The 17,431-nt window shown below is 64.6% G+C and carries 14 protein-coding genes; 9 read left to right on the top strand and 5 right to left on the bottom strand.

The genetic code is table 11. The features are described from left to right. Positions 1 to 10 precede the first annotated feature (10 nt). From SPO_RS14390 to SPO_RS14370, 5 genes are read left to right on the top strand one after another with little or no spacing between them, the layout of a single operon-like run. Positions 11 to 889, top strand: a complete 879-nt coding sequence (locus tag SPO_RS14390) for an ABC transporter permease (protein WP_011048533.1) — start codon at positions 11 to 13, stop codon at positions 887 to 889. Continuing rightward, positions 889 to 1,860 (top strand): ABC transporter ATP-binding protein, encoded by a 972-nt coding sequence (locus SPO_RS14385; protein WP_044028569.1) that lies wholly within the window; start codon positions 889 to 891, stop codon positions 1,858 to 1,860. The genes SPO_RS14390 and SPO_RS14385 overlap by 1 nt, the downstream gene beginning before the upstream one ends. After that, on the top strand, positions 1,857 to 2,843 hold the full coding sequence (locus tag SPO_RS14380) for an ABC transporter ATP-binding protein (protein ID WP_011048531.1): 987 nt from the start codon (positions 1,857 to 1,859) through the stop codon (positions 2,841 to 2,843). The genes SPO_RS14385 and SPO_RS14380 overlap by 4 nt, the downstream gene beginning before the upstream one ends. Next, on the top strand, positions 2,840 to 4,456 hold the full coding sequence (locus SPO_RS14375) for an amidohydrolase (protein ID WP_011048530.1): 1,617 nt from the start codon (positions 2,840 to 2,842) through the stop codon (positions 4,454 to 4,456). Before SPO_RS14380 ends, SPO_RS14375 begins: the two co-directional genes overlap by 4 nt. Beyond that, the gene (locus tag SPO_RS14370; RefSeq protein ID WP_011048529.1) at positions 4,453 to 5,868 is read left to right on the top strand and encodes a C69 family dipeptidase; all 1,416 of its coding nucleotides are present in this window, start codon (positions 4,453 to 4,455) and stop codon (positions 5,866 to 5,868) included. Before SPO_RS14375 ends, SPO_RS14370 begins: the two co-directional genes overlap by 4 nt. 285 nt (positions 5,869 to 6,153) lie before the next feature. Here the strand turns inward: SPO_RS14370 and SPO_RS14365 are convergent, their stop codons facing one another. The 3 genes from SPO_RS14365 to SPO_RS14355 all read right to left on the bottom strand — a co-directional run bounded on the left by SPO_RS14365 (position 6,154) and on the right by SPO_RS14355 (position 11,142). Further along, positions 6,154 to 8,232: a Hint domain-containing protein gene (locus SPO_RS14365; protein WP_011048528.1), complete on the bottom strand. Its 2,079-nt coding sequence runs from the start codon at positions 8,230 to 8,232 to the stop codon at positions 6,154 to 6,156. 201 nt (positions 8,233 to 8,433) lie between these two features. After that, positions 8,434 to 10,674 carry a xanthine dehydrogenase family protein molybdopterin-binding subunit gene (locus SPO_RS14360; protein WP_011048527.1) on the bottom strand — a complete coding sequence of 747 codons (2,241 nt, stop codon included), beginning with the start codon at positions 10,672 to 10,674 and terminating at the stop codon, positions 8,434 to 8,436. A gap of 3 nt (positions 10,675 to 10,677) precedes the next feature. Continuing rightward, entirely contained in the window at positions 10,678 to 11,142 is a 465-nt protein-coding gene (locus SPO_RS14355; protein ID WP_011048526.1) for a (2Fe-2S)-binding protein, read from the bottom strand. 121 nt (positions 11,143 to 11,263) lie between these two features. Between SPO_RS14355 and SPO_RS14350 the strand changes: the two genes are divergently transcribed. Continuing rightward, complete coding sequence (locus SPO_RS14350; RefSeq protein WP_011048525.1) at positions 11,264 to 11,842, top strand: TetR/AcrR family transcriptional regulator; 579 nt, start codon at positions 11,264 to 11,266, stop codon at positions 11,840 to 11,842. A gap of 7 nt (positions 11,843 to 11,849) precedes the next feature. Here SPO_RS14350 and kynU read toward each other — a convergent pair whose 3' ends face one another. Both kynU and SPO_RS14340 read right to left on the bottom strand, forming a co-directional pair. Further along, complete coding sequence (kynU, locus tag SPO_RS14345) at positions 11,850 to 13,043, bottom strand: kynureninase (RefSeq protein ID WP_044028567.1); 1,194 nt, start codon at positions 13,041 to 13,043, stop codon at positions 11,850 to 11,852. A 227-nt stretch (positions 13,044 to 13,270) separates the two neighbouring features. Further along, positions 13,271 to 14,023, bottom strand: coding sequence for an SDR family NAD(P)-dependent oxidoreductase (locus SPO_RS14340; RefSeq protein WP_011048523.1), 753 nt, complete (start codon positions 14,021 to 14,023; stop codon positions 13,271 to 13,273). Between the two features lie 120 nt (positions 14,024 to 14,143). Here SPO_RS14340 and SPO_RS14335 point away from each other — a divergent pair, with 120 nt between their 5' ends. The 3 genes from SPO_RS14335 (at position 14,144) to SPO_RS14325 (ending at position 17,431) form a co-directional block, all read left to right on the top strand. Beyond that, a complete protein-coding gene (locus SPO_RS14335; protein ID WP_011048522.1) occupies positions 14,144 to 15,091 on the top strand; it encodes an MBL fold metallo-hydrolase in 948 nt (315 codons plus the stop codon). 188 nt (positions 15,092 to 15,279) lie between these two features. Further along, complete coding sequence (locus tag SPO_RS14330; RefSeq protein WP_011048521.1) at positions 15,280 to 15,729, top strand: methyltransferase family protein; 450 nt, start codon at positions 15,280 to 15,282, stop codon at positions 15,727 to 15,729. A gap of 130 nt (positions 15,730 to 15,859) precedes the next feature. Then, positions 15,860 to 17,431 (top strand): Re/Si-specific NAD(P)(+) transhydrogenase subunit alpha, encoded by a 1,572-nt coding sequence (locus SPO_RS14325; protein ID WP_011048520.1) that lies wholly within the window; start codon positions 15,860 to 15,862, stop codon positions 17,429 to 17,431.

The raw sequence follows: 17,431 nt of genomic DNA, 5'->3' as shown, positions 1-17,431 counted from the left end.
GGGCAGGGACATGACCGATACGACGATGCCAAAGCCCCGGTCCGAACTGGGTGAAATCCTGTACCATCTTGTGCGCGACCCGCTGGGGCTGACCGGACTGGTGATCGTGGTGCTGATCCTTGCCTCGGCGCTTTTCGCGCCCTGGATCGCGCCTTATGACCCGATCGCGCTCAACGTGCCGGACCGGTTGCAGGGGCCGAGCGGCGCCCATCTGATGGGTACCGACCAGTTGGGGCGCGACACGTTTTCCCGAGTGATCTGGGGTGGGCGCGTGGCGCTTCAGGTGGCGCTTCCGACCATTGGCGGGGCGATCTTTTTCGGCCTGCTGCTGGGGATGATCGCTGGCTATGGGCCGAAATGGCTGGATAACCTGATCGTGCTTTTGTTCGACACCATCCGGTCGTTTCCCACCGTCATGTTCGCGCTGGCCGTAGTGGCGCTGGTCGGGCCCAGCCTGAACACGGTGATCGTTGTGATCATGGTGACCTCGATCCCCACCTATGGCCGGGTGGTGCGCACCCTGACCCAGTCGCTGAAAGAGGCCGAATTCATCACCGCCGAGAAATCGCTGGGCGCCTCGACGCCCCGGATCATGGCCGTGCATATCCTGCCCAACGTGCTGGGGCCGCTGGCGGTGCTGGCGGCGATGGATATCCCGACGGTGGTCGGGCTTGAGGCGGGCCTGTCCTTTCTCGGCATGGGGGTGAAACCGCCGACACCGTCCTGGGGATCGCTGCTCAATGACGGCTATAACCTGATCCGCAACACGCCCTGGCTGATCATCGCGGGGGGCATTCCGCTGATCCTGACCACCATCGGCTTTACCTTTCTGGGCGAAGCGCTGCGCGATGTGGTCGACCCGAAACTGCGCGGCAAGGGGGGCAAGTGATGGCCGTTCTCGATATTCAGGGCCTCTCGGTCAGCTATGCCACCCCGCGCGGAGAGCTGAAGGCGCTGCGCGATGTGTCCATGATCGTGCCCGAGCGCAAGATCGTCGGCATCGTCGGAGAATCCGGTTGCGGCAAGTCCACGCTGATTTCAGCGATCATCCGGCTGATGGCGCCCAATGCGCGGGTCGCTGCCGGGGATGTGATGTTCAGGGGCGAGGACCTGCTGGGCAGGAGCGCGGCGCAGATGCGCGGCCTGCGCGGCACCGAGATTTCCATGGTGTTTCAGGATCCGATGCAGACCCACAACCCGGTGCTGACGGTCGGACGCCAGATGATGGACATCCAGTATCGCGACCGGCTGACAAAAGCCGAAAAGCGCAAGCGCGCGACCGAGATGCTGGCGCTGGTGGGCATCCCCGATCCGGAGGCGCGGCTGAACCAGTACCCGTTCGAGTTTTCGGGCGGCATGCGCCAGCGGATCGCCATTGCCATGGCGCTGATGGCGAAACCATCTCTGTTGATCGCGGACGAGCCGACAACGGCGCTGGACGCGACGCTGGAGGTGCAGATCATCAAGCGGCTGCGGGAATTGCAGGATGACATCGGCTGTTCGATCCTGTTCATCTCGCACCATCTGGGCGTGATCGCCGAACTGTGCGACGAGGTTGTCGTGATGTATGCGGGCGAGGTGATCGAGGCCGGATCGGTGCGCGATGTGTTCCACACCCCGGCCCATCCCTATACCCGCGCCCTGCTGGAATGCGACCCCGGCCATATCAGGGAAAAGACCCGCAACCTGCCGACCATACCGGGCAGTATCCCCGATCTGGTGAACTTGCCCGGAGGCTGTGTCTTTGCCGCGCGGTGCCCGCAGCGCCACGCCGCCTGTGCGGTGCGGCCCGAACCGCAGTTTGCGTCGCCCGGTCACCGGGCGGCCTGTCATCTGATCAAGGCCGAGGTGAGGGCATGAGCGCGTTGCTGGAACTGAACGATGTCGTGGTGCGTTTCGGTGTGCGGGGCGGATTGTTTCGTGATGCCGGCAGCATCGATGCGGTCTCGGGCGTCAGCCTGACCATCGATGAGGGCAAGACCTATGGCATCGTTGGCGAAAGCGGCTCGGGCAAGACCACGCTGGCGCGCGCGGTGGCGGGTCTGCATCATGCCTCTGCAGGGTCGATCCGCTATCGCGGGCAAGAGCTGCGCGACCTGCCCGAGGCGCAGTTCCGCAAGCTGCGCCGCGAGATCGTGATGATGTTCCAGGATCCGATCGGCTCGCTGTCGCCGCGTTTGTCGATCAAGTCGCTGATCACCGAACCCTTTCGCATTCAGGGCATGAAGGATCGTGATCTGGATGCCGAGGCGCGGCGGCTTCTGGCCATGGTCGGCCTGCCGCCGGAGTTTGCCGCGCGCTATCCCTATCAGATCTCGGGCGGGCAGGCGCGGCGTGTGGGCGTCGCGCGGGCGTTGGCGCTGGATCCGAAACTGCTGATCGCGGACGAGCCGACGGCCGGTCTGGACGTGTCGATCCAGGGCGAGATGCTCAATCTGCTGGGCCGGCTTCAGGACGAGCTGGGTCTTGCGATCATGATCATCACCCACAACCTGAATGTTGTGCGCCATATCACCGACCGTGTCGGCATCATGTATCTGGGCAAGCTGGTCGAGGAGGGGGATACCGACACGGTATTCGCCACCCCGCAACACCCCTATACGCTTGCCCTGTTGGCCGCCAACCCCGAGCCCGATCCCGATGCGCAGCTGATGCGGATCGAATTGCAGGGCGAGCCGCCCAGCATCCTGCGCCGCCCCAAAGGGTGCGAGTTTCACACCCGCTGCCCCTTTGCGCAGGCCTCCTGTTCCAGCCAGATGCCTGACTGGCAGGTCGGTGACGCGGGCGCGCATCGCTGCCATTTCCCGGCTGTTTGGACAAATCACAAGGCGGTTCCCGCATGAGCGGCCTCATCTTCACCGGCGGTCCGATCCTGAGTATGGATGCAGGCGATACCCGTCCCGAAGCGGTCGGGGTTTTCGGCGACAGGATCGTCGCGGTCGGAACACTCGCGCAAGTCAGGCAGGCCTTGCCGGATGCCACCTTGCAGGAGCTGGGCGGGCGCACGCTGATCCCGGCCTTCATCGACCCGCACGGGCATTTCCCCGACAGCGCGATCGTCGCCTTGCTGCGGGCCGACCTGTCGCCCCGGACCGGCTGCCGCAGCCTGGCCGATCTGTTTGCCCGGCTGGCGGCGAAGGCCGCGCAAACCGCCCCGGGAGAGTGGGTCATGGGTGCCGGTCTGGACGACAGCCAACTGGCCGAGCGGCGGATGCCGACGCGGGACGAGCTGGACGCGGTATCGCCCGATCACCCGATCTGGGTGATCCATTCCTCGGGACATTGCGGGGTCGCCAATTCCATGGCGCTGGCCCGCCAAGGCATAACGCAGGACAGCCCCGACCCCGAGGGCGGGCGCTATCTGCGCGACGCTTCGGGGCGGTTGACCGGCGGGATCGAGGGTCTTTCGGCCATGGGCGAGATGGGCGATACCCATTTCCTGCTGGATGAAGCCTCATTTGCGTGCTGCTTTGCGGCGGCGCGGGCGGAGTACCTGGCCCAGGGCGTGACATTGGCGCAGAACTCCTGGACCGCCCAACCGCTGCTTGACCTGTTCCACAAGGTTGCCGTGCAAGTCGATCCGGGCATCGACCTGATCCTGCTGCCGGTCGCCGAGATCGAGCCCGAATTCTCGCAAACCGGGATCGGACGCGACTGGCCCGAAGGGGCGATCACGCTGGGGCCGCGAAAGCTGTTGACCGATGGGTCGTTCCTGATGCGCACGGCCTTTCTGACCGCGCCCTATCTGGGAACGGAGGAGACAGGGCTGGCCTACATGAGCCGCGATCTGCTGTTCTCGGAGGTCAGGAAACTGCATCGCCTCGGGTTCCAGGTCCACTGTCATTGCAACGGCGACGCGGCCTCTGACATGTTCCTTGATGCGGTTGCGGCGGCGCAGGCGGATCACCCGCGCGACGATCACCGCCATACGATCATCCATGGGCAGGTGATGCGCCGAGACCAGATCGTTCGCTGCAGGGCGCTTGGCGTGAGCGTCAGCTTTTTCCCGGCCCATGTTTGGTTCTGGGGGGATCAGCATCACGAAGAGATCCTCGGGCCCCGGCGGGCGCAGGATATCTCGCCCACCGGATGGGCCGAGGCCGAAGGCGTGCGTTTCACGATCCACAACGATGCCTCGGTCACGCCGACGCGGCCGCTGGAACTGATCGAGACGACAGTCACCCGCCGCACGCAGGGCGGGCGGGTGCTGGGCCCCGATCAACGCCAGTCGCCCTTGTCGGCCCTGCGCGCCCATACCATCGACGCGGCCTGGCAGGTCTTTCGCGAGAAAGAGCGCGGGTCGCTGGAGGTTGGAAAGCTGGCGGAACTGGCCATACTCGACGATAATCCGCTGACAACATCCGGTGCGATTGGCGCGATCAGGGTCAGCGAGACCTGGCGGCGCGGCATCCGGGTCTATCGAGACACCACAATGAAAGTCGGTGAACCGGCATGAGCTATGCAATCTATGTGGGCAAGAACCACAGCCGCACCGGCCACGCCTGGCTGGCGGGCTATGGTGACGAGCCGTCGTCACACTGGCTGGAGATTGTGCCCGCTGCCGACCACGGCGATGGCGCGCGCATCGAGGTCGGGGTCGGGCCAGAGGCGGATATGCCCGGCCGGCGGATCACTGTGCCACAGGCGCGCCATACGCTGCGCCACATGCGGGTCAGCTATTCCTATTATCTGGGCGTGCCCGCGCCGATCACCAATGGCGGTGTGAACGAGGCGGGCGTTGCCGTGCGCGACGTCTGGTCGACCTCGCGGGCCGAGTTGCGCGAAATGACACCCCGGGATCAGACCGGGTTCAACTATTCTGACCTTGCCCGCGCGGTGCTGGAACGTGCCACAAGCGCCCGTGGTGCCGTTGATCTCTGCGCCGCGCTGATTGCCGAATATGGCGAGGCCACCTATGGCGGGAACTCGCACCTCTTTGCCGACGAGGACGAGGCCTGGGTGATGATCCAGTTCGCGGGCGGGCAGGGGCTCTGGGTGGCCGAGCGGCTTGGCCCGGACAGCATCCGCGCCTCGCGCCCCGGCTATGTGCTTGAGGTGCCGGTCGACGATCGTGACCATCCGGATTTCATGTGGTCCCCCAATTTTGTCAGCTTTGCCCGTGATCGCGGGTGGTATGATGGCGGTCCGTTTGATGCCAATGCGATCTATGGCGATGGCAAGGGGCGATGGGACGGTATCCGGTGGATAGAAGCCGAGATGACCAAACGCGCCGCGCGGCCGGAAAAGATCGGACTGGACGATATGATCTGGGCGGTGCGGACCGAGAGGTTGACCGGCGACACGGCTGGATATGGACAGGTGGTGCCGCTTGCGCGTGCCGCCGATCCAGCCCTTGCGATGATGTGGCATGCGGCCTGCGGCGCACTTGCCGCGCCGTTTTCTCCGGTCTTTCTGGGGCAGGACCGCATACCGCCGGAATACGGGCTGCACCGCTATCTGACGAGCGGAGAATCCCATCGGTTTCAGGATACCCGCAAAGCCGTCAGCGGCGGTCATGATACGATTTCAGTTGTCCCGCAGGCCAATGAGATCTCGGTCGGCGCCTTTCAGCAAAGCAAGCAGTTGATGTATCTGATGCAGTTGCTGGGCGAGGAGACACTCAACCCGGTTCATGCGGCGTTCGCCCGTCGCGAGGACCGGCTGTCTGCTTTGGTTCTGTCGCATATTCGGGTCGCGGAAACCGCGATCAGCGCGGGATGCCGGGCCGACGCGCTGGCGGTTCTGTCGGCGTTTTCGAATACTGAGCTGACCGCAGCGCTAAGCCTGGTGCGCGATCTTTGCCGCGGGCTATCTGTTCACGCGACACATCTGCCGGAAGGTCCGGTCAGCTTCCCTCAGACATGGTAGGCCGATTGGTTTTCAGCCGATAACCCGGCGGCGGAGGGGCGGGCTTGAGTTTGCTCATGACAGCCCTCTGACCGCCTGCATTCCTCGGGTGGCTGCGCCTTGGTGAAACCTCTGCAACAAAGCCGCCAAGGGGCGTCAATCTGACCCCGGCTTTGCAACGTCCGGTCCTGGGCCTCGGGCGGCTGCTGACTTGCCGCAAGAAAGATGCGGCTGCCAAGGTCGCCTCAGTCCTTCGGATGCGACAGGCCTTTGGTGCCGTATGAGTGGGCTTGACCGCTGCCTCGTCTACGCCGCGAGGATGCGTGCCTCATGCGCCTTGAGGCAGAGCCGCGCGGTATCGCCAAAGGCGCCCGCATGGCTGCGCAATTCGGGGAACAGGTCAAAAACTTCCTGACGGGCCCGGTCGCTGAGCGCGCCCAGCCCCTCGTCGCCGGGAAAGAAGCTCTCGGTTGCGGCATCGTTGGCATAGATCACCTCGTGCCGGTCCAGCATCAGGTGCATGTAGGTGACCAAGCCGCCCTCTACCCGGCGGGCGGCGGGGCTGCCCAGCAGATGGGTCGCGGCCACCAGTACCTCGCTCTCGCCGAAATACATCTGCGCCCGCGATCCGCTCCACAACATGCGGTGCTGGGGCGAGACCAACAGGGGCGCGCTGGCGCCTTGCAGCAGGGTCGGGTCCAGACGGATCGGGGCATGGTTGCCCGTCGCCGCCACCGTGCGGCTGCCGACCCAGCGCAGCGGTTGCAGCCCGTGGTCGCGGGTCACGATCAGATCGCCCGGGCGCAGCGTCTCGATGGCGCGCGGGCCATGGGCGGTGGCGATCAGCGTGCCGGGGGTGAAACAGATGATGTTCTCGATGTTCGAGAAGCTGACCAGGGTGCCATCGGTCAGTTCGACGGTACCGGCCAGCTCGCCGGGCACGTTGCTGGTCAGGTTCAGCGTGTTGCGGTCGGCGATCCCGTTGAGGTCGAGCGTATCGCCATCGGTCTCGTCACCTTCGCCACCGACGATGCTGATGGTGCCGCTGCCGATTTCACCCAGATCGGAAAGGACAAAAAGGTCGTCTCCGTCGCCCCCGTCGATCGTATCACCCTGAGCCGCGGCAACGGTGTCGTTGCCAGCCCCGCCCAGCACCTGATCCGCGCCCTGACCACCGTCGAGCAGGTCGTCGCCCGCCTGACCCGCAAGGGTGTCATTGCCCTGACCGCCGTCGATGGTGTCATTGCCACCCGGGGCCGCGATAGGGGTGAAATAGATGTCGCTGACCCAGATCGCCTGAGTGCCCGACAGCGCGTTGGAATAGATGATCTCGATCGACTGCACCGGGCCCGCCACCTCGACCAGCACCGATCCTGTGGCGCTATCGGGACTGTCACTCAGGCTGCCCGCGGTGATCGTGTTGCCCGAAACGGTGTCGACGCCGGTGCCGGTGGGGGTGGGGGTCAGGGTGACCGCGACCGGGTTGCCATCGGCGTCAAAGGCGTTGACCGTGATGATGTCGCGGTGGTTGCCCGATGCCCAGTCGACATCGTTGATGCGGAACACCACATCCTCGACCTCGTTCTGGACGTCGTAATTTGCGTTGGCTGCAAAGTCGATCGTGGTGGTCGAGGTGGCGCCATCGCCATTGCCGAACAGATAGAGCGAGGAGTGATTGTTGAAATCCTCGCCGCCGTTCACATAGATCTGGTCGGTGGTTTCGACCTGAAAGAGAGGGTTGTTGTTGCCGGTATTGGTGAACGAGACCGACACGTCCATCTGGCCGGTGGTCTGGGTGAACCCAGCCGACAGGTTGGTGCCATCGGCCCCTTCGGCGAACCAGTTCAGCGCCTCGGTCGTGGGCGTGGGGCCGTCACCGAAAAGCACATCGTCGCCGTCTCCGCCGTCGATCAGGTCGCCGCCCGACCCGCCATAGACCGTATCGGCGCCCAGGCCCGACTGGATGGTGTCGTTGCCGCCAAGGCCGTAGACCTCGTCATTGTTGCCATCCGGGTCCGAGCCATCGCCGCTGTCGATGGAGTTGCCGTTGCGATCGACAAACCCGCTGTCCATGTTGTCGGCGCCGTTGGTGCCCTGCACCTTGTTCTCGGGCGAATAGAAGGGGGCGGCGGTCGCGCTCCCCTCGGTCAGGTTGGTGACCGGCCCCAGATCGGGCACGAAATAGACATTGCCATTGGTGGCCAGATAATACTGACCCGGTTCAAGCTCGTTGTAATAGGGGGTGCCGGCATAGTCGCCGGTCCAGGACCATTGCCCCGCGCCCAGCGATTGTGCGGTGGTGAAACTGACCAGCGAGCCGCCGATACTGGCGGCAAGCGACAGGTCCTGATCGGCACCAAGCGTGACGAGATAGCCGCTGGGCATGGGTTCACCTCAATCGCGGCACAAGACCGCCTATTCCTTGCTTTTTTGGGGCGGCAGAACCGGAATTCTTGCTGCCAAAGTCAGGAATAGTGGGGTGACATGGCAAATCCGGGGTCGGATTTTGTCTGATCTGGAAACAAATTGAGGTAAAAATGTGGTGAACCCGATCCTTATCCAGCAGGATGCGGACCGGGTTTCAGCTCAGACCAACAGGTTGAAATGCTCGGCAAAAGGCATGCTGCGCACGCGTTTTCCGGTCAGGTCGAACAAGGCATTGCCCAGGGCGGGCATCGCGGGCGGGGTGCCGGGTTCGCCCGCGCCACCCATATGGCGGTTTGTTTCCAAAACGCGAACCTCGACCTGTGGCGCGCTGTGCATGCGCAATGCGTCATAATCGGGGAAATTGCCCTGTTCCACAGCGCCACCGGCAAAGGTGATCCTGCCATGGGCCGCCGCCGACAGGCCATAGACCATGCCGCCGAACATCTGCGCCTTGACCGTTTCGGGATCGAGGACCAGACCGATGTCGCAGGCGATCCAGGCGCGCGCGATGCGGATCGTGCCGCCTTCGTCCACCACTTCGATGACCTGTGCCACCGAGGTGCCGAAACTATAGGTAAAGGCAACGCCGCGCCCGACGCCCTCGGGCGTCTTGCCGGTCCATCCCGACATCTCGCGCACCGCCTCGAGACACCCGGCCGAGGGGGCGTGTTCGGCGCGCATCAGCTCCAGCCGGAACTCCAGCGGGTCGCGCCCGGCGGCATGGGCCATCTCGTCGACAAAGGTCTCGTGGAAAAAGCCGTTATGGCTGTTCCCGACCGAGCGCCAGAAACCGACCGGAATGGCCAGATCGGCGATATGACCGCTGATCCGGTAATTGGGCACCGCATAGGGCTGGTTGAAGAAGCCTTCGACCAGCACCTTGTCAGGGCCGGCGCCGGGCATGCCGGTGACCCGTGTCATCGCCTGGCGCGAGGGCGATTGCGTGGCCAGCCGGCCATCGATCATCACCGCCTTGCCGTCCTTGACCGCGCCGCGCATCCGGGCCAGCGCGCCGGGGCGGTAGAAATCATGGCGCATGTCTTCTTCGCGGCTCCAGGTGGTCTGCACCGGAACGCCGGGCAGGGCCATCGCCACCCGGGTGGCAATCACGCCGAAATCGAATTCGGCCCGGCGGCCATAGCCTCCGCCCAGATAGGTGGTGTGCACCTCGACCGCCTCGGTATCGAGGCCCGCGGCCTCGGCGATCTTCATCTGCATGAAGGTCGGCGCCTGGTTGCCGCCCCAGAATTCCAGCCGGTCGCCGGTATAAAGCGCGGTGCCGTTCATCGGCTCCATCGTGGCATGGGCCAGATAGGGGGCGCTGTACTCGGCCTCGATCACCGTGGCGCCCTCGGGCAGGGTGGTGACATCGCCGTCGTCGCGCATGGTCGAGTTGGGGCTGTCGTCAAAGGCGCGGGCGATCTGCGCAAAGATCGCGTCGGTCTCGGGCGGATAGGGCGCGGTCTCCCATTCGACCGCGATCGCCTCGACCGCCTGCATCGCGAGCCAGGTGTTGGAGGCGATGACCGCAACGCCACCGCCCAGATCGACCACCTTTTCGACCCCGGGCATGGCACGCGCGGCGCTGTCGTCAAACCCCTTCATGCCGCCGCCCAGATTGGGGTTCATCCGCACGCTGGCGAATTTCATCCCCGGCAGGCGCACATCGACCCCGAATTCGGCGGTGCCGGTGGATTTGGCCACCATGTCGAGCCGGGGCAGGGTGCGACCCAGATAGCGCCATTCCGACGGGTCGCGCAGCGGCGCCTCGACCGGGTCCAGCTTGGCCGCGTCCTCGGCCAGGTCGGGATAGGGAATGCGGCTGCCATCGGCAGCGATTACCGCGCCCGCCTCGGTCCGCAGGGTATCGCGCGCCACGCCCAGCCGGTTGGCGGCGGCCTGCTTCAGGGTCTCGCGGGCGCTGGCGCCAGCCTCGCGCATTCGCACGAACCCGTCTTTCATCGAGGTCGAACCGCCGGTGACCTGCAGGCTGAGCGTTCTGCCGATCACCCCCAGCGCCTCGCCCAGGCTGTGCTGGAAATTCGAGGTATCATAACCCTTGCCGGGCAGGGCGTCGCCCAGCAGGGCGCTGTTGTAATAGGCCGCTGCCGCCGGGCCATGCAGCACGCGCACCTGCTCGGGGATCACGTCCAGCTCCTCGGCGATCAGCGCGGCCCAGGTGGTCATCACGCCCTGACCCATCTCGGCACGCGGGGCAAACAGGGTCACGCCCTGCTGGTCGATCAGCACAAAGGGGTTGAGCGCGGCCTCGCCCGGGCCGGGCTTCAGCGGATTGGGGGCGGGGCGCGAGACGTAATAGGCGCCAAAGGCCACTCCGCCGACGATGGCGGCGGAGCCGATCAGAAAGGTACGGCGGACAATCTTGCCAAGACGGGCCATGGGTCAGACCTCCTTCAGCTTGGCAGCGGCGCCGTGGATGGCGGCGCGGATGCGGGGATAGGTGCCGCAGCGGCACAGGTTGCCCTGCATCGCTTCGTCGATCTCGGTGTCGCTGGGGGCGGGGTTCTCTGCCAGCAGCGCGGCGGCCTGCATGATCTGGCCCGATTGGCAATAGCCGCATTGGGCCACCTGATGGTCGACCCAGGCCTGTTGCAGCACCGACAGCGCCTCGGGCGTGCCGGTGCCTTCGATGGTGGTAACCTGACCCCAGACATCACCCAGCGCGACCTGGCAGCTGCGCACCGCCTCGCCGTCGATATGCACGGTGCAGGCGCCGCAGGCGGCGACACCGCAGCCGAACTTGGTACCGGTCAGCCCGATCTCGTCGCGCAGCACCCACAAGAGCGGGACATCGTCGGGCAGGTCGACCCGATGCGTTTCTCCGTTGACGGTCAGGGAAGTGGCCATGGTGGTCCTCGCTTTGCTGTCGCGGTGGCTTGGCGGATTGCCAACAAGGTTTCTGACAAAGTGAGTGAAATATGTCAGGGTGTCAATTGACAAAATCCGGAAAAACTGTCAGGGATCGGACATGAAAGACGCAGATTTCGATCCAAGGCAAAAGGCGATCCTCGACTCCGCCTGGCAGGCCTTTGCCGCCTATGGGTTCCGCAAGACCTCGATGGACGACATAGCGCGTGGCGCCCGCATGTCACGGCCGGCGGTCTATCTGTGTTACAAGAACAAAGAGGCGATCTTTCGCGCGGTGGTGCAGTATTGTTATGACCTGACCGCCGAGGCGGTGCAGGGCGCGCTGGGCGCGGGCGGGTCGGTGCCCGAGGTGCTGGAACGTGCCTTTATTGCCCATGGTCAGACGGTAGTTGCGCTGCTCGATTCGCCACATGGGGTGGAGTTGCTGGATGCCGGCAGCTCGACCGCGCCCGATATCGTTGATGCAGGAGAGGCGGGGCTGCGCGCGCTCTATGCCGCCTGGCTGACGCGCGAGGCAGCGGCGCGTCGCGTCGCGCTGCATGGCGATGTCGAAGAGGTGGCGGCGACCATTGCCGCCGCCCTGAAAGGGGTCAAGATGACCGCCCCGGATTTCGAGACCTACAAGGCCCGCACCGCGCAGCTGGCGCAGATCCTGGGCGCCGGGCTGATGCGCGGGTAATCCGCGCTCAGGTTACCCGGGCGCGGGTCTTGTATTCCGGGTTGTCCCACAGCCGGTTCTGCATCACATCGGCGATGATCGCCACGGCGGCCTTTACATCACCTGCGTCGATGAACAGCGGGGTAAAGCCGAACCGCATGATGTCGGGGGCGCGGAAATCGCCGATCACCCCGCGCGCGATCAGCGCCTGCATGGCGGCATAGCCTTCGGCAAAGCGGAACGAGACCTGACTGCCGCGCTGGGCGGGGTCGCGCGGGCTGGCCAGCTCCAGATCGGGGCAGGCGGCCTCGACCCCGGCGATGAACAACTCGGTCAGTTCAATGGATTTGGCGCGCACGTCGGCCATGTCGGCCATGTCCCAGACATCCAACGCCGCCGACAGCGCCGCCATCTGGATCACCGGCGGGGTGCCGACCCGCATCCGCTCGATCCCGGCGCCGGGGCGATAGTCGAGGTCAAAGGCAAACGGCGCCTGATGGCCCAGCCAGCCCGACAGCGCCGGGCGCACCTGGTCCGCATGGCGGGGGGCGACATAGATGAAGGCAGGCGCGCCGGGGCCGCCGTTGAGGTATTTATAGGTGCAGCCGACCGCGAAATCGGCGTCGCATCCGGCCAGATCGACCGGAAGCGCACCGGCGGAATGGGCCAGATCCCAGACCGTCAACGCGCCTGCCGCATGGGCGCGCGCGGTCAGCGCCGCCATGTCATGTTTGCGCCCGGTTCGGTAATCGACCTCGGTCAGCATCAGCACTGCGATTTCGTCGGTGATCGCCGCCTCGACCGCTTCGGGGGCGACCACGCGCAGCTCATAGTCCGGCCCCATCGAGCGCAGCAGCCCCTCGACCATGTAGAGGTCGGTGGGGAAGTTGCCGTTGTCCGACAGCACCACCTTGCGGCCCGGGGTCAGCTCCAGCGCCGAGGCAACCGCCTGATAGACCTTGATCGACAGGGTGTCGCCGGTGACCACATGGCCCGGCTCGGCGCCGATCAGCCGGCCGATGCGGTCGCCCAGCTCGCTGGGCTGCGCCATCCATCCGGCCTTGTTCCAACCGGTGATCAGCAATTGGCCCCATTCGTCGGTCACCGCCTGCTGGACCCGTGCCGCCGCGGCGCGCGGCAGCGGCCCCAGCGAGTTGCCATCGAGATAGAGCACCCCCTGGGGCAGGTCGAACATGGCCTTGGTGGCGGCAAAGTCGGTCATGAGTCCTCGCATGGATATTTTAAGCCTAAAGCATCTAGGGCAGGGATACGCATCGCCGCCCGGTCTGTCCAGCTTTTGTTGGGGAATGAACCCATGCGCAAGGGGGGAAGGGCGCGGGGCGGTTCCGCCCTGCGTCTGGGGGATGTTTTTGAAAACAAGCGGTTAGAATGATCTGCGCGGGCGGTATTCCAATTTCACAACCGCCCGCGCCAAAATGCGATACCGGCTCAGGTCTGACCGCCGGCGATCTCGATGCACTGGCCGTTGATGCTCTGCGAACCCGGTCGCACCAGCCACAGGGCGGCGGCGGCCACCTCTTCGGGGGCGATCAGCCGCTTGTGCCGGTTCTGGTTCACCATCAGTTGCAGGGCGTCATCGGCCGCCATCCCGGTGCGCTGCGAGATCGAGGCGGTATTGCGTTCGACGATCGGCGTGTCCACATATCCGGGGCAAAGCGCGTTGAACGTGTAGGGGGTTCCCATGAACTCCTCGGAATAGGTCCGGGTCAGCCCGATCATGCCGTGCTTGGAGGCCGCATATGCGCCCGCACCGGGCGCGCCGCGCAGCCCGGCAATCGAGGCGACGGTGATCACCCGGCCCCAGTCGGTTTCCAGCATCGAGCGCAGGCTTTCGCGGATGGTCAGGAACGCGCCATCGAGATTGGTTGCCATGATATCGCGCCAGAATGCCATGTCGGTCTTTTGCAGGGTCTTGCCGACGGCGATCCCGGCGTTGGCAACACAGATCTGGATCGGGCCGCGCGCCTCGACCGCGCGCGCGACGCCGGTGACAACCTCCTCTTCGTGGCGCACATCCATCGCCATCGGATGCAGCCCTTCGGTTGCCACCTGCTCCAGCACCTCGGCCCGGCGTCCGGTGATGGTGACCTGGGCGCCCTCGGCGGCCAGTGCCTGCGCAATCGCCAGACCGATGCCGGTGCCGCCACCGGTCACCAGCGCATGTTTGCCGTTCAGATGCATTGCGGGTCCTCCCTGTTCGCCGGATCAGCCTATCGGCGCGCCACCCTGTGACAAGGGGTTCCGTATCGTTCCGTTCCGTCCTATGCAAACATATGAATGATTCATTGGGAGGAGAGTGACATGACACGATTTCTGGCCACGACGCTGATACTCACCGCCGCTGCGGCGGCCGCCAGCGAGGATATCGCCGACCAGTATCCACAGTCCGAGCTCTACTCCAAACCGGTGGAGGTGATCCCGCATGTCTTCTCGGCCATCGGTGCCACCGCGCCGCCGACCTATGAAAATGCGGGACATAACAACAACCTGTCCTTCATCGTGACGGATGAGGGCGTGGTGGTGATCAATGCCGGCGCCTCGGCCCGGCTGGCCGCTGCCTTGCATGACGAGATCAAGCAGGTCACCGACCAGCCCGTGGTTCTGGTCATCAACGAGAACGGGCAGGGCCATGCCATGCTGGGCAACAGCTATTGGCGCGATCTGGGGGTCGATGTTCTCGCCCATGTGGATGCGGTCGAGGAAACCACCCAGAACGGCGATTTCATCCTGATGGGGATGGAGCGCTACAACCGCGACCGGGCCGAGGGCACGCGGGTGGAACATGCCAATGTGACCTTCGAAGACCGCTATGACCTGACGCTCGGCGGCGTGTCGATCGAGGTGATGCATATGGGTCCGGCGCATGATCCGGGCGATATCCAGGTCTGGATCCCGGAATGGAAGATCCTGATCGCGGGCGATATCGCCTTTCACGAGCGGATGCTGCCGATCTTTGAACATACCTGCACCAGCTGCTGGCTGGAAACCTGGGAAACCAGGATGGAGCCGCTGGCCCCCACCTATGTGATCCCGGGCCATGGCCATCCGACCAATCTGGATCAGGTGCGGCGCTATACCTATGACTATCTTGTCGACCTGCGCGAGAAGATCGGCGCCCATATCGAAGAGGGTGGCGATCTGGCGGGCGCCTATTACGTGGATCAGGAGCGTTGGCGCAATCTGGACACATTCGAGGAACTGGCCACCAAGAACGCCGGCCGCGTCTTTGCCGAGATGGAATGGGAGTAATCCCGGGAACGCCCGTTCCGATCCTGTCCGAAAACCGGAACACCCGCCCGAATTGTGGCTGCTGCGCCGCCGTGGCCTCCCTAATTGTCGCAGGCTGGTCGGTTTTTTTGCAAATCCCGTCGCAACCGGTTAGAGGTGCGCCATGAGCGCTTGGGGATATTCGGGTGGATGCCCGGAAAGGAACGGCCATGCATCGCGTTGACCTGCCGCCGGTATGGCTGGCGGCTTTCATTGCCGTGGCCTGGTCCCAACAGCGTTACTTCTCTTTTGGCCTGTCGCTGGACGGCGGGCTCTCCGACCTGATCGCCGGTCTGCTGATCGGGGGCGGGGTGCTGCTGATGCTGCTGGCGGTGGTCGAATTGCGCCGCCACCACACCACGATCATTCCGCACCGCGACCCCGCTGCCATGGTGCAGAGCGGCATCTACAAGCGCAGCCGCAATCCGATCTATCTGGGCGATGTGCTGTTTCTGGCCGGTGTGATTCTGCATCTGGACGCGGTTCTCTCGCTGGTTCTGGTGCCGGTCTTTGTCTGGCTGCTGGAAAAACGCTTCATCGTGCCTGAGGAGAACCGCCTCCGACGGCAATTCCGGGCGGATTTCGCCCGATACACACAAAAAACGCGGCGCTGGATTTAGGACATGACAGGTTCGGACCCAACGTCGCGCATGCTGCGCTTGCGAAATAAAATTGCGCAAGATACATCTTTGCTTTGCAAACCTAACTGTGGCGCGTCCGATTTCCGGGCCGAATAGGGGGACCTGACTGGTGAAAATAGGCACACCAAAGGAAATTTTCGAGGGCGAGAACCGCGTCGCGATGACGCCGGATTCTGCTGTGCAACTGCAGAAGCTGGGCTATGACTGCGCGATCGAGAGCGGGGCCGGTGCGGCCGCGGGCTTCTCGGATGCGCTTTATGAGGCGGCGGGCGTCGAGATCATCAAGACCGCAGCGGCGCTGTGGAAAGAGGTCGATATCGTTGCCAAGGTGCGCCAGCCCGACGCCACCGAGCTGAAGCGGCTGAGCAAGGGCAAGACGCTGATCTCGTTCTTCAACCCGGCCGGGAACGAAGACGGGATGGCGGCGGCCAAGTCCAAGGGCGCCAATGTGATCGCCATGGAAATGGTGCCACGTATTTCGCGCGCCCAGAAGATGGACGCGCTGTCCTCGATGGCCAATATCGCGGGCTACCGCGCGGTGATCGAGGCGGGCAACAACTTTGGCCGTTTCTTCACCGGTCAGGTGACGGCGGCGGGCAAAGTGCCCCCTGCCAAGGTGCTGATCGTGGGCGCCGGTGTGGCCGGTCTGGCCGCCATCGGGACCTCGACCTCGCTGGGTGCGATCACCTATGCGTTCGACGTGCGGCCCGAAGTGGCCGAGCAGGTCGAGTCGATGGGCGCCGAGTTCGTCTATCTCGATTTCGAGGAAGAGCAGCAGGATGGCGCCGCCACCGGCGGCTATGCCTCGGTCTCGTCCCCGGAATTCGCTGCGGCCCAGCTGGCCAAGTTCCGCGAACTGGCGCCCGAGATGGACATCGTCATCACCACCGCGCTGATCCCCAACCGCGAGGCACCGGAGCTGTGGACCGAGGACATGGTCGCGGCGATGAAGCCCGGCTCGGTCATCGTGGACCTGGCGGCTGAAAAGGGCGGCAACTGCAAGCTGACCGTCAAGGACGAGAAGATCGTCACCGAAAACGGCGTCACCATCATCGGTTACACCGACTTCCCCAGCCGGATGGCGGCGCAGGCCTCGACCCTTTATGCCACCAACATCCGTCACATGATGACTGACCTGACCCCGGAAAAGGACGGCCAGATCAACCACAACATGGAAGACGACGTGATCCGGGGCGCCACGGTGACGTTTGAGGGTGACATCACCTTCCCGCCGCCACCGCCAAAGGTTCAGGCGATTGCGGCCAAGTCCAAGGAGAAGCCGAAAGAGCTGACCCCCGAGGAGAAGCGCGCGCAAGAGGTTGCGGCCTTCAAGGCGCAGACCAAGAACCAGGTGACGCTGCTGACCGTGGGCGGCCTGTTGCTGCTGCTGGTGGGTCTGGTGGCCCCGGCGAGCTTCATGCAGCACTTCATCGTGTTTGTGCTGGCGGTGTTCGTGGGCTTCCAGGTGATCTGGAACGTCTCGCATTCGCTGCACACGCCGCTGATGGCCGTGACCAACGCCATTTCGTCGATCATCATCCTGGGCGCGCTGATGCAGATCGGGTCGGGGTCGTTCCTTGTGATCCTGCTGGCCGGCCTGTCGGTCTTCATGGCCGGGATCAACATCTTCGGCGGCTTCCTCGTCACCCGGCGCATGCTCGCCATGTTCCAGAAATCGTAA

It is taken from the genome of Ruegeria pomeroyi DSS-3, assembly GCF_000011965.2.
In the GTDB taxonomy this organism is placed as follows: domain Bacteria; phylum Pseudomonadota; class Alphaproteobacteria; order Rhodobacterales; family Rhodobacteraceae; genus Ruegeria_B; species Ruegeria_B pomeroyi.
The sequence above is the reverse complement of the archived record's forward strand: the minus strand, read 5'-3'. Positions and strand labels throughout refer to the sequence as shown.